The following is a 13,427-nucleotide window of genomic DNA, read 5'->3' as shown; positions in this document are numbered from 1 at the left end:
CCCCAGCACGGATCAGGACCCCAGCACGGACGTCAGGAACTCCCCGACCCAGCCGAGCAGTTCCCGTCCGACCAGCGGCTTCCCGCCGACCTTCGCGGTCTTCGGACGCGGCACCAGCACCTGGTGGGCGGCCGGCTTGACGACCGTGCCCGGGTACAGGCGCTTCAGCCGCAGCTCCTGGGACTCGCGCAACTCCACCGGCGCGAACCGCACGTTCGTGCCCTGGAGCACGATCTCGCCGACACCGCACGCCCGCGCGAGCATCCGCAGGCCCGCCACCAGCAGCAGGTTCTCCACCGGCTCCGGCAACTTGCCGTAGCGGTCGACCAGTTCCTCGCGCACCGCCTTGATGTCGTCCTCGGTGTTGGCCGAGGCGATCGCACGGTACGCCTGGAGGCGCAGCCGCTCGCCGGGCGCGTAGTCGTGCGGGACGTGCGCGTCGACAGGCAGTTCGATCTTGACCTCGAGCGGCGGCTCCTCCTCGATCCCGCCGGTCTCCAGCTGCCGCCGGTAGTCCGCCACCGCCTCGCCGACCATCCGCACGTACAGGTCGAAGCCGACGCCCGCGATGTGGCCGGACTGCTCGCCGCCCAGCAGGTTTCCGGCGCCGCGGATCTCCAGGTCCTTCATGGCCACGTACATGCCCGCGCCCATCTCGGTGTGCTGGGCGATGGTGGCCAGCCGTTCGTGCGCGGTCTCCGTGAGCGGCTTCTCCGGCGGGTACAGGAAGTAGGCGTAGCCGCGCTCACGGCCCCGGCCGACACGGCCGCGCAGCTGGTGCAGCTGGGAGAGGCCGAAGTTGTCGCCGCGCTCGACGATCAGGGTGTTGGCGTTGGAGATGTCGATGCCGGACTCGACGATCGTCGTGGAGACGAGGACGTCGAACTTCTTCTCCCAGAAGTCGACGACGACCTGCTCCAGCGCCTGCTCCGACATCTGCCCGTGGGCGGTGGCGATCCGCGCCTCGGGGACGATCTCGCGCAGCCGGGCGGCGGCCCGGTCGATCGACTCGACGCGGTTGTGGATGTAGAAGACCTGGCCCTCGCGCAGCAGCTCACGGCGGATCGCCGCGCCGATCTGCTTCTCCTCGTACGGCCCGACGAAGGTGAGGACCGGGTGCCGCTCCTCCGGCGGGGTGGTGATCGTGGACATCTCGCGGATGCCGGTGACCGCCATCTCCAGCGTTCTCGGGATCGGCGTCGCGGACATCGTCAGGACGTCGACGTTGGCGCGCAGCTTCTTCAGCTGCTCCTTGTGCTCGACGCCGAAGCGCTGCTCCTCGTCGACGATGACCAGACCGAGGTCCTTGAACTTGGTCTCGGACGAGAACAGCCGGTGGGTGCCGATGACGACGTCCACCGAACCGTCGCGCAGCCCCTCCAGGACCGCCTTCGCCTCGGTGTCGGTCTGGAAGCGGGACAGCGCGCGCACGTTCACCGGGAACTGCGAGTAGCGCTCGGAGAACGTGCCGAAGTGCTGCTGCACCAGCAGCGTCGTCGGCACGAGCACGGCGACCTGCTTGCCGTCCTGGACGGCCTTGAAGGCCGCGCGCACCGCGATCTCCGTCTTGCCGTAGCCGACGTCGCCGCAGATCAGGCGGTCCATCGGGACCGACTTCTCCATGTCCTCCTTGACCTCGGCGATCGTCGTCAGCTGGTCGGGGGTCTCGGCGTACGGGAAGGCGTCCTCCAGCTCGCGCTGCCACGGGGTGTCACCGCCGAAGGCGTGCCCCGGCGCGGCCATGCGCGCGCTGTACAGCTTGATCAGGTCGGCCGCGATCTCCTTCACGGCCTTCTTCGCGCGGGCCTTCGTCTTCGTCCAGTCGGCGCCGCCGAGCCGGTGCAGCGTGGGTGCCTCGCCGCCGACGTACTTGGTGATCTGCTCCAGCTGGTCGGTGGGGATGTAGAGCCGGTCGCCGGGCTGGCCGCGCTTGGCCGGGGCGTACTCCACGACCAGGTACTCGCGGGTGGCGCCCTGCACGGTGCGCTGCACCATCTCGATGTAGCGGCCGACGCCGTGCTGCTCGTGGACGATGTAGTCGCCCGTCTCCAGGGTGAGCGGGTCGATGGTCTTGCGGCGGCGGGCCGGCATCCGGGCGCCCTCGCGGCCGGCGGCCTTCTGCCCGGTCAGGTCGGTCTCGGTGAGGACGGCGAGCCTGAGCGCCGGGTCGACGAAGCCGAGGTCGATGCAGCCGCAGGCGACGTGCACGACGGACGGGCTGATCTCACCGAGGTCGGTGTCCAGGCGGGCCGCGATGCCCTCGCCGCCCAGCACCTCCACGGTCCGGGCGGCCGGGCCGTGGCCCTCGGTGACGTAGACCGTGCGCCAGCCGTCGGCGAGCCAGCCCTTGGTGTCGGCCAGCGCCCGCGCGGTGTCGCCGCGGTAGGACTCGGGGGCGTGCATGCCCAGCTTGAGGGTGTCCGCGTCGAGCTCCTCGTCGGCGGCGAACGGCGACACCGACCACCACATCATGTCCAGCTCGCGGGCCCGGTCCCGGACGTCCGCGATGGACCACAGGGAGGCCGCGCCGACGTCGATGGGCGCCTGACCGCCCGCCCGTCGCCCGCCACCGCCCTCGCCGGAGCGGGCTTCGTCCGCACGGGACATCGCCGTGGCCGCCCAGGATGCCTGCAGGAACTCCTGGCTCGTCGCCACCAGGTCCGCGGCCCGCGTCCGCACCCGCTCCGGGTCGCAGACGACGGCCATGGCGCCCTTGGGCAGCACGTCCAGCAGCAGCTCCATGTCGTCGACGAGGACCGGAGCCAGGGACTCCATGCCCTCCACCGCGATCCCCTCGGCGATCTTCCCGAGCAGTTCGCCGAGCTCCGGGTGCTGCTCGGCGAGGACCCGCGCCCGCTCCCGCACATCGTCGGTGAGCAGCAGCTCACGGCACGGCGGCGCCCACAGGCCGTGCTCGGCGACCTCCAGGGAGCGCTGGTCGGCGACCTTGAAGTAGCGGATCTCCTCGACGTCGTCGCCCCAGAACTCGATGCGCAGCGGGTGTTCCTCGGTGGGCGGGAACACGTCGAGGATGCCGCCGCGCACCGCGAACTCGCCGCGCTTCTCCACCAGCTCCACCCGCGCGTACGCGGCGGCGGCGAGGGCTTCGACGACCTCGTTCAGGTCGGCGCTCTGCCCGGTCCGCAGGGCGACCGGCTCCAGGTCGCCCAGACCCTTGACCTGCGGCTGGAGCACGGAACGCACGGGCGCGACGACGACGGAGACCGGGCCGGTCTCGGGGTCGTCGGGACGCGGGTGGGCCAGGCGGCGCAGCACGGCCAGGCGGCGGCCGACGGTGTCGCTGCGGGGGCTGAGCCGCTCGTGCGGCAGCGTCTCCCAGGACGGGTACTCCACGACCCCTTCCGGCGGGAGCAGGGAGCGCAGGGCGGCGGCCAGGTCCTCGGCCTCGCGGCCGGTCGCCGTCACCGCGAGCACGGGGCGGCCGCTGTCCCGGGCCAGGGCGGCGACCGCGAAGGGGCGGGCCGCGGGCGGGCCGACCAGGTCGACGTGCATGCGGTTGCCGTCGGCGGCCGCGGTGATCGCTTCCGCGAGGGCGGCGTCCTTGACGACGGCGTCGAGCAGACCGTGCAGGCTCATTCGGGGGCGCTTTCCGTCCGGGGGTGTGCAACACGACGGGCCCGACGCGCGCTGCGGGCCGGGGGTGTCCAGCGTACGACGCCGCGCTCGCGTCCGCCGGGGGCTGTGGACAGTGCCCCGCTCCCCGCCCCGCGCCGACCGCTTCCACCGGCTGCCTCGCCGGGCTTCCACAAGTGCGGACGACGTCACGGCCCGATCGATACTCTGCGTCGCACACCGAACGCACGACGACACGAGGGGGCGCGGTGCGCGACAAGGGGGGACCGGTGGTCGAAGAGGCAGGGGCGCAATCGCCCGTCGACGTGTTCCGCAGCATGGAGAGGTCCTACTCGCCGGTGCCGGCCGGCCGTCCTCGCAGTATCCACGAGGGCTTCTCGGTCCTCGACTTCGAACTGCGCTTCCTGAGCCTGCTGGCCGCCGCGACGGTGCGGGCGGCCGGGCACACCCCGGCCGGCGTGGGCCGTTCGCCGGGGCTCGGTGAATGGACCGGGTACCTGCGCCACGTGCGCAAGCAGCTGGACGACTGCCCGACCGTGCCCGCGGCGCGGGTGGGGCGGGCCGTCATCGAGGTACTGGACCGGTACGACCGGGGTGTTCCGGGCGCCCCGCACGAATTGCGCAACCTCAAGCGGCTCCGGGACCACATCAGTCACGGCGGGGCACTGCCCACCGACCGGACCGACCTGACCACCCTCGACGAACTCGTCCACGCCGTCGCCGACGCCATCGCCGCATGCCTCGCCGACGCCGGCCTGCGGACCGTGGCGGACGACGGGACGGGAGAGTCGCAGCCGGTGTTCGTCTGGGACGGCGACGAGGTACCGCTGTGGCCCTTCCTGTACGTCACGGGGACGGGAGCCTGGCACCTGTTCTCCAAGTTCGCAGGCGCCCAGCCCAGCTACCTGTGCTTCGGCGGGACGGTGGTGACCGCCACACCGAAGGGTGAAGCGGTACGGTCCGCGCTCCATCCCCTGCTCAAGCCGAAGAAGGCGGACAACGGCACCCTCGACTACTTCATCAGGGACGTCGAGCGGGATCTGCGCGGTTTCGCCGACGACGACTCCGAACCGGTCTACGCCGATCACGATCACGGCTTCGAGTACTACTGGGACAAGGCGACCGGCGAGGGCACCGGAACCCAGTCGCGCCGGGACTACTTCCGCCTCGGCCCCGACAACGCCCGGCAGTGGCGTGACGAGTCCGGCTGGGTGCCGTACTCGGACTATCTGCGGAAGCTGGCGAACTGGCAGGTCGTCGCGACGCGTCTGCGTCAGAAGCTGGACCAGCTGGAGACCCAGCTCGCCGCCGAGGAACGCGAGACGCTGGGATGGGCGTCGCGGGAGCGCGGTACCACGCGGATGGCCAAGGTGATCGTCCATGACATGGACGGCAGTCACGCGGGTCCGCCCAGCACGTTCGCCGAGCTGATCGACGGCGTCGACGAGGATCTGCAGGCCAACCGCGGCCAGACCCAGGTGGTCTTCATCAACGGCGAGGCCGGCATCGGCAAGACACGCGCCATGCTGGACGCCGCCAAGAGCCGCGCGCGCGAGGTCGAGCAGGCGCTGCTGGAGGGACGACCGTCGCACCAGGCCCTCTTCCTGTACGTGCGCTCCACCGGGCAGGTACTCGACAGTCTGCGGACCGTGGTGGACAGCGCCGTGGCATCGACCCGGAACCTCACCGACAAGGGCGTCAAGGCCCTGTGCCGCAACGGGCTGATGACGCTGCTCATCGACGGCTTCGACGAACTGCTCGGCGGTGTCGGCTACAGCGACGCCATCGGATCGCTGCGGCCGTGGCTCGACGACCTCGGCGGGCGGGGCGTGGTCGTGGTCTCGGCCCGGTCCTCGTACTACATGGGGCAGTACCGCTTCAGCGTCGAGCGTGCCAACGAGCAGGGCCTGCCCTACGTGCGCCATCGCATCGCGGAGGTGCAGCGCTGGTCGCCCGCGGACGTCGAGTCGTTCCTGGACGAGTGCGAGGTGCCGCGGAGGAGCCTCGACCGGCTGTCGGAGCACGACCGGCGGCTGCTGGGCCTGCCGTTCTTCGCGCGGGTGTTCGCGGAGATGACGCTCGACCCGAACGAGAGCGAGATCAAGAGCGACACCCTGACCGAGCGTTTACTCAGCAAGTACGTGGCCCGGGAAGAACGCAAGCTGATGACCGGGGAAGCCGGTGCGGCGCTGCTGAGCAGCGCCGAGCTGCGTCGGATGTTCGAGTACGTCGCGGAGTTCATGGCCAGCCATGACGAACGCGAGGCGGACATGAGCGAACTGGAGGACGCCGCCGAGTACGCCATAGAGGCCGAGTTGTCCAGCCGGCGGCATCTGAAGCAGCGGCTGCCGGTGCTGTGCGGTCTCGCCGCCGCCTCGGACGACGCGTCGTCCTCGCGCTTCCGCTTCCAGCACGAGTTGTTCTTCGACCAGTTCCTGGCGGGGGCCGCCAGCCGATACCTGCTGGAGGGCCATCCCGCGCTGTTCCAGGCCATGCTGAAGCAGTCCCACTGGCGGTCGGCGACGGTCACGGGCGTGGTCAGCACGGCCGGGGCCCAGCTGACCGTCCGTGCCGTCTCGGACTTCGCGCCCCGCATCGGCGGCACGGAACGCCAGATGGAATCGACCGTCGCCGCCACCAATCTCGGTGCGCTGTGGACCGCGGTCGTCCGGGAGACGGGAACGCTGACCGGGCAGACCGTCGTCAACGCGATATTCGCCGATGAGCTGGATCTCTCCCAGGTGGAGGATGTGGACGCCCGCCTGGTCGGCTGCGAACTGTCCTCCCTGACCCTGCCGGCGACGCCCGGCTGGAGCCTGCGGCTGGAGAACACCACGGTGAAGAAGATCAAGGTGAGCGGGTCGCCCAACGCTCTGCGCCACCTGCACGGGGTGCGCCACGCCGACCTGGTGGAACTCCTGCTGCCCAACGAGCTGCTGGACCGCAAGGAAGGCATCCTTGCCGCGCTGCAGCGGTACGGGGCGGAGGTCGTGGACGCGGAGAGCCGGAACGACGACCTGCCGCCCATCGAAGTGCTGGCGGCCCGGCACTTCCTCACCAGCATGGCCCGGCGCGTGGAGAAGTCCGTCATCCTCCGCAGCGACAACCAGCCGGAGGACAACCGGCTGAAGTGGGCGCAGGCGTACGGTCCGGACGCCTGGAAGAAGTTCGTCAACGAACTCCTGGTCACGGGGCTGGCCGCTGACGAGAACTTCTCGGCCAGCGGCGAGCGCAAGATTCGGCTCCGTCTCAAGTGCAGCGCCTCCGCGATCCTCGCCGACGACGGAAGCCGCCCCGGCACCGAGGAGTTCTGGGCCAGGCTCGGCGGGAAGTGACCCGCACACGCACCGGCGCCGGAAAGCCCTCCAGGCTTTCCGGCGCCGGGTGCTCCCCCGCAACCCCCGTGTGCGGTGGCTATTCGGTGGCGATGGCGTTCAGGACGTTCATGCGGCCGGCGCGGAAGGCCGGGATCAGGGCGGCGAACAGGCCCACGAAGGCCGAGCCGATGAACACGCCGGTGATCGTCGGCCACGGGATCTCGAGGACCTTCAGGCCCTCCAGGGCGAGCAGCTGCTGGGCGGTGGCGCCCCAGCCCATGCCCAGTCCGAGGCCCAGCAGGGCGCCGAAGAGGGCGATCACGACCGACTCCATGCGGATCATGCGGCGCAGCTGCCGGCGGGAGAGGCCGATGGCCCGCATCAGTCCGATCTCCCGGGTGCGCTCCACGACCGACAGGGCCAGCGTGTTCACCACTCCGAGGATCGCGACGACGATCGCCAGGGCCAGCAGGCCGTAGATCATGTTCAGCAGCTGGCCGATCTGGTCCTTCAGCGCCTCCTTGTAGTCGGTCTGGTCGCGCACGGTGTACTGCGGGTAGTCGTGCAGGGAGTCCTTCAGCGCCGTGTACGCGGCGTCCACCTGGCCGTCCTTCGCCGAGACGAAGAGCAGCATGTCCAGCGGCATCCTGTCGGCCGGCACGTACGTGGCGAGGGTGTCGATGGACGTGTACATCGCGCCGGCGTCGACGACGGCCTCGCTGCTGGTGATCGCCCGGACCGTCAGCGCGCCCGTGGAGCCGCCTTCGAACGCGACGTCGATCTTCGAGCCGATGCTGATGCCGTGGTCCTTGGCGAAGTCCTCGTGGACGGACATCGAGTCGGGCCGGTAGGCGTCGCCGAGCTTCCCGGCCACGGTCTCGACCCGCAGGTCGGTCGCGTACGTCGGGTCGGCGGCGGTGATCGCGGTGTCCTTGAGCGTCTTGCCGTCGGGGGTGGTGAAGTCGGCCTGCGTCCACTTGTACTCGGTGACCCGGTCCACCGCGGGCGCCGACTTCACGGCCTGGACGGCCTGCGGGGTGATCAGCTGGCCGCTGTCGGACTGGATGATGAAGTCCGTGCCGACGGTCTTGTCGAGCTCGTCGGTGGCGGAGGCGACCATGGAGGAGCCGACCACCGACAGGCAGGCCACCAGGGCCAGCCCGATCATCAGCGCGGCGCCCGTGGCGCCGGTGCGGCGCGGGTTGCGCAGCGCGTTGCGCTCGGCCATGCGGCCGACGGGACCGAAGGCCCGCAGCAGGACCGCGCCGAGGACCCGGACCACGCCGCCCGCCAGGACCGGGCCGACGACGACGAAGCCGATCAGCGACAGCACCACGCCGAGGCCCAGCCACAGGGAGCCGTCGGCGGCCTTGTCGGCGGCGCCCGCCAGGTAGAGGGCGAAGCCGCCGGCGCCGGTGAGGGCCAGGCCGATCAGGCCCCGGATGCGGCCGGCCTTGACGTCGGCGGGCGTGCCGGCGTCGCGCAGCGCGGCCATCGGGGAGATCTTGCCGGCCCGGCGGGCGGGCAGGTAGGCGGCCAGGACGGTGACGACCACGCCGAGGAGCAGTCCGAGCGCCGGCGTCGTCCAGGCGACCGTCAGGTCGTCCGTGGACAGCTGCATGCCCATGCTGCCCATGAGCTTCATCAGGCCGACCGCGAGCCCGATGCCCGCGCCGACGCCGAGGATCGAGCCGAACACGCCGAGCAGCAGCGCCTCGGCGAGCACCGAGCGGTTGACCTGCTTGCGGGAGGAGCCGATGGCCCGCATCAGGCCGATCTCCCGGGTGCGCTGGGCGACCAGCATGGAGAACGTGTTGATGATCAGGAAGATGCCGACGAGGAACGCGATCCCGGCGAAGCCGAGCATCGCGTACTTCATGACGCTCATGAAGCCCTCGACGTCCTTCTGGTTGGCCTCCGCGGTCTCCTCGGCGGTCTGCACCTTGAAGCCGCCACCGAGCTCGGCGGCGACGTTCTTCTTCAGCTGCGCGTCGCTCACTCCGGCCGCGGCGGTGACGTTGACGTTGGTGTAGACGCCGCTCTCGCCGACCAGGACCTGCTGGGCGGTCTTCGTGTCCAGGTAGAAGATCGCGGCGCCGGGGTTGGTGACGGTGAAGTCGGCGATGCCGGAGACCTTCGCGGTGTGGGTGCCGACGACGTTGATCACGGCGATCTCGTCACCGAGCGTCAGGTCGTGCTTGTCGGCGGTGTCGGCGTCGACCATGACCTGTTCCGGGCCCTTGGGCGCGGCACCGTCGGTGATCTTCATGGTGCGGGCGTCGTTGCCGTTCCAGCTGCCGACGATGGTCGGGCCGCCGCTGGTGGGCGAGAGGCTGTCCTTGTCGCCGTCGACGACGGTGACGGAGGTGGAGAACACCGTGCCCTCGGCCGACTTCACACCGTCGGCACCGCGCACCTCGTCGAGGACGGAGGCCGGCAGCACCGGCGGCTTGCCGTTGTCGGAGGTCGTCTCGCCGGTGTCGGAGGCGCCCTTGGCGCTCACCGTCACGTCCGACGAGGTGGCCGCGAACAGCTTGTCGAACGTCGTGGACATGGTGTCGGTGAAGACGAGCGTCCCGCAGACGAACGCCACCGACAGCAGGACGGCGACGGCGGACAGCGCCATGCGTCCCTTGTGCGCGAGGAAGTTGCGCATCGAGGTCTTCAGGACGGTCATGACGTGCGCCCCCGGGCGTCGAAGTCCTTCATGCGGTCCAGGACCTGCTCGGCCGTCGGCTGGTGCATCTCGTCGACGATGCGGCCGTCGGCGAGGTACAGCACCCGGTCCGCGTAGGAGGCGGCGACCGGGTCGTGGGTGACCATCACGATGGTCTGGCCCAGTTCGTCCACCGAGCGGCGCAGGAAGCCGAGCACTTCGGCACCGGCCCGCGAGTCGAGGTTCCCGGTCGGCTCGTCACCAAAGATGATCTCCGGCCGGGCCGCCAGTGCCCGCGCCACCGCGACCCGCTGCTGCTGGCCGCCGGACAACTGCGTCGGCCGGTGCTTCAGCCGCCCGGCCAGCCCGACGGTCTCCACGACCCGGTCCAGCCACGCCTTGTCGGGCTTGCGGCCGGCTATGTCCATGGGCAGCGTGATGTTCTCGAGCGCGTTGAGCGTCGGCAGCAGGTTGAACGCCTGGAAGATGAACCCGATCCGGTCCCGGCGCAGCCGGGTGAGCTTCTTGTCCTTCAGCCCGGTGATCTCGGTCTCGTCGAGGTGGATCTGACCGCTGGTGACGGTGTCGAGCCCGGCCAAGCAGTGCATCAGCGTGGACTTGCCGGACCCCGAGGGGCCCATGATCGCGGTGAACTGGCCGCGGGCGATGTCCACGTCGACGTGGTCGAGGGCGACGACACGGGTCTCGCCGGACCCGTACGCCTTCACGACCTGCCGCGCCCGCGCGGCAACGGCCGTACGCCCTCCCGCCACCCGGCCGCCACCCCTCAACGAGGCGCTCCGCGCCGCACCTTCCGAATCGCCCCCGTGCCCGGGAATGGTCACAGCCGATGTCACGGTAAGTCTCCTATGTCGGTCAATGGATGAGAGAGAGGTGCCCCGTCGGCCCTCCGGTCGTGCCCGGTGGCCGTTCGATGCGTGTGTGTGCGACGTGTCTCAGTCTTGCGGTCGTCAGGGGCCGGCCGCCCTGGTGTTCAACGCAGTCTTCTCCTGAGGAAAACCCCACCCCCGGCGCTGTGCCTACCGCCCCCCGACGGCGTAAAGCCAGGTTAAGGACCGGCCCTTGCGCCTCTCGTCCTCCGCCGGTACGAACCCTCCCCGAGCCGTAGTACGGAGGTACCCCTAGGGGCAGTCCACCGGCGGGTGGAGTCCGTCTCGGGGTCGACTCCTCCTGACGGTCCACCCGCCCTCCGCCCTTGCGCCGCCCGGACCGCAAGGGTCCGCGCGAAGCACGCCGTCGAGGGGTGGCGGTCGGGCGGCGGGCGGGCCGGGTGGGAAGCTGTGCGGCGGCAGACAGGTGCAGGGGGCACGAAACCGCGAGGAAGGGACTCCAGGGGTGGGCAGCACCAGACCGGTCACACGCGACGGCCGACGATCCGAGGCGGGCGGGCGGCGCGGGGCCGTCGTCGCCGCACTGATGCTGGCGATGGCGCTGGCGGCGCTCGACTCCACCATCGTCTCCACGGCGGTCCCGCAGATCGTCGGCGACCTCGGCGGGTTCTCCTACTTCTCCTGGCTGTTCTCCGGCTATCTCCTCGCCGTGACGGTCTCCCTGCCGGTCTACGGCAAGCTCTCCGACACCTTCGGCCGCAAACCGGTCCTGGTGGCGGGCGCCGCGCTGTTCCTGCTGGGCTCGCTGCTGTGCGCGCTGGCCTGGAACATGGCGGCGCTGGTGGCGTTCCGGGTGGTGCAGGGGCTGGGCGGCGGCGCGCTGCAGGGCACGGTGCAGACACTCGCCGCCGACCTGTACCCGCTCGAGGAGCGGCCGAAGATCCAGGCCCGGCTGTCCACCGTGTGGGCGGTCTCCGCGGTGGCCGGTCCCGGCGTCGGCGGGCTGCTCGCCGGCTACGCCGACTGGCGCTGGATCTTCCTCGTCAACCTGCCCGTCGGCGCGGTGGCGTTGTGGCTGATCGTCCGTCACCTGCACGAGTCCGAGCGGGAGGCACGCGGCCGGACACGGGTCGACTGGGCGGGCGCCTGCGCGATCTTCGCCTGCGGCGGTGTCCTCCTGACCGGCCTCGTGCAGGGCGGGGTCGCCTGGCCCTGGCTGTCGGCGCCGTCGCTCGCGCTGTTCGGGGCGGGCATCGCGCTGCTCGTCGTCGTGGTCGTCGTGGAACGCCGTGCGGCGGAGCCCATCATCCCGGGCTGGGTGTGGCGCCGCCGCACGATCGCCGCGGTCAATCTGGCGCTGGGCGCGCTGGGTCTGCTGATGGTCGCCCCGACCGTCTTCCTGCCCACCTACGCGCAGTCGGTGCTCGGCCTGGCGCCCGTGGCGGCCGGATTCGTGCTGTCCGTATGGACGCTGACCTGGCCGGTCTCGGCCGCCCTCAGCCAGCACGTGTACCGCCGTATCGGTTTCCGCAACACGGCGATGCTCGGCATCGGCGCGGCCGCGCTGGTCCTCTTCGCCTTCCCCTTCCTGCCGTATCCCGGCCGGGCGTGGCAGCCAGCCCTGCTGATGTGCCTGCTGGGCGCGGCGCTCGGACTGTTCCAACTGCCGCTGATCATCGGGGTGCAGTCGTCGGTGGCGTGGGAGGAGCGGGGCACGGCGACCGCGTCGATCCTGTTCTGCCGGCAGACCGGCCAGACCGTCGGGGCGGCCCTGTTCGGCGCGGTCGCCAACGGCGTCCTGGCCGCCCGGCTCGGCGGCGCCGGCGACCTGGACTCCGTCACCCACGCGCTGGACGTGGGCGCGGTGCCCGAAGCGACCCGCCGGGCCGTCGCGGACGCCGTGCACGCCGTGTACCTGGGCGCGGCGGGCGCGGCGGCGCTGGCGTTCCTCGTCCTGCTGGTGCTCGCGCCGCGCAGGTTCCCGGTCCTCGAGGACCAGCCGGAGCCGTCATCGCCGTGACGGCGCCCGCACGACGGCCGCAACGGCCTCAGCGGCGCGAACCCGCGCACACCGGTGACCGGGAGGCCGTGCGGCTCAGTCCACCACCCGGCCGGTCAGCGCGCTGAGGCTGGCGCGCACGTGGTCCATGTGCGTCTGCACCTCCTCCCGCCGCTCGGCGTGATCGCGCAGCACCCGCTCGGTCTCCCGCGCGATGCCCTCCGCGCGGGCGTGCGCCTCGGCCAGCACCTGCGCCGCGTGCTCCTCCGCCTCCTCGGCGCGGCGCCGGGCCCCCTCCTCCGCGGCGGCGTAGACGCGCCGCGCCTCGGCCAGCGCATCCTCGGCCCGTTCCTCCGCCTCCGCGTGCCGGGCGTCCAGCGCGGCCACCCGGGCGGCCTCCTCGCGCTCCGCCTCGTCCAGCCGCCGCGCCTCCTCCCCGGCCCGCTCGGCGAGCAGTTCGGAGGTGCGCCCGCGCTTCTCCCTCAACTCGGCCAGCAGCTCCCCGCGCTTCTCCTTCACCTCCGCGCGGGCGTCGATCCGGATCCCGTCCGCCTGTGCGCGGGCCGCGAGCAGCCGCTGCCGGGCGTCCTCGTCGGCGTCGGCACGCACCACGCCGGCGTACTCCTGCGCGGCCTCCCGCACGGCGGACGCCTCGTCCCGCGCCAGGTCGACGACGTCATGGGCCCACTGCCGCGCCTCCTCCCGCACGGCCGCCGCCTCCTCCTGCGCCAGCTCGAACAGCCGCCGGGCGCCCTCACCGAGCGACTCGTACGTCTGCGGCGCGAGCCCCGCCACCCGCTCCCGCAGCAGCTCGAGCTCCTCCTCCATCTCCCGGGCGAGCACGGTGAGCCGCGCGGCCCGCTCCCAGGCGGCGTCACGATCGTCCGAGAGTGCCTCGACGTACGCGATCACCTGCAAGGGCCGGTAGCCGCGCCCCCGCACGACCTCGAAGCCCTGCGACGACACCGATGCGCTGCTCACCCTCGAACCCCTCTCCACCGACGGCACGT

Annotated in this window: 6 protein-coding genes; 2 read left to right on the top strand and 4 right to left on the bottom strand. The window is 71.6% G+C overall.

From position 1 onward, the window contains the following. Positions 1 to 12: 12 nt before the first annotated feature. On the bottom strand, positions 13 to 3,597 hold the full coding sequence (gene mfd, locus FGW31_RS20515) for a transcription-repair coupling factor (protein WP_142194892.1): 3,585 nt from the start codon (positions 3,595 to 3,597) through the stop codon (positions 13 to 15). Between the two features lie 266 nt (positions 3,598 to 3,863). On the opposite strand from mfd, the gene FGW31_RS20510 reads away from it, so the two are divergent. After that, the gene (locus tag FGW31_RS20510) at positions 3,864 to 6,929 is read left to right on the top strand and encodes an NACHT domain-containing protein (protein ID WP_142194891.1); all 3,066 of its coding nucleotides are present in this window, start codon (positions 3,864 to 3,866) and stop codon (positions 6,927 to 6,929) included. A 79-nt stretch (positions 6,930 to 7,008) separates the two neighbouring features. Here FGW31_RS20510 and FGW31_RS20505 read toward each other — a convergent pair whose 3' ends face one another. Both FGW31_RS20505 and FGW31_RS20500 read right to left on the bottom strand, forming a co-directional pair. Next, complete coding sequence (locus tag FGW31_RS20505) at positions 7,009 to 9,588, bottom strand: ABC transporter permease (protein ID WP_142194890.1); 2,580 nt, start codon at positions 9,586 to 9,588, stop codon at positions 7,009 to 7,011. Then, on the bottom strand, positions 9,585 to 10,424 hold the full coding sequence (locus FGW31_RS20500; RefSeq protein ID WP_373303366.1) for an ABC transporter ATP-binding protein: 840 nt from the start codon (positions 10,422 to 10,424) through the stop codon (positions 9,585 to 9,587). The genes FGW31_RS20505 and FGW31_RS20500 overlap by 4 nt, the downstream gene beginning before the upstream one ends. Positions 10,425 to 10,923: 499 nt before the next feature. Between FGW31_RS20500 and FGW31_RS20495 the strand changes: the two genes are divergently transcribed. Beyond that, positions 10,924 to 12,438: an MFS transporter gene (locus FGW31_RS20495; protein WP_233288662.1), complete on the top strand. Its 1,515-nt coding sequence runs from the start codon at positions 10,924 to 10,926 to the stop codon at positions 12,436 to 12,438. Between the two features lie 75 nt (positions 12,439 to 12,513). Here the strand turns inward: FGW31_RS20495 and FGW31_RS20490 are convergent, their stop codons facing one another. Further along, complete coding sequence (locus FGW31_RS20490) at positions 12,514 to 13,398, bottom strand: cellulose-binding protein (RefSeq protein WP_233288661.1); 885 nt, start codon at positions 13,396 to 13,398, stop codon at positions 12,514 to 12,516. Positions 13,399 to 13,427: the final 29 nt, after the last annotated feature.

It is taken from the genome of Streptomyces calvus (assembly GCF_006782915.1).
Lineage (GTDB): Bacteria > Actinomycetota > Actinomycetes > Streptomycetales > Streptomycetaceae > Streptomyces > Streptomyces calvus.
This window is presented reverse-complemented; position numbering and strand designations above follow the sequence as displayed.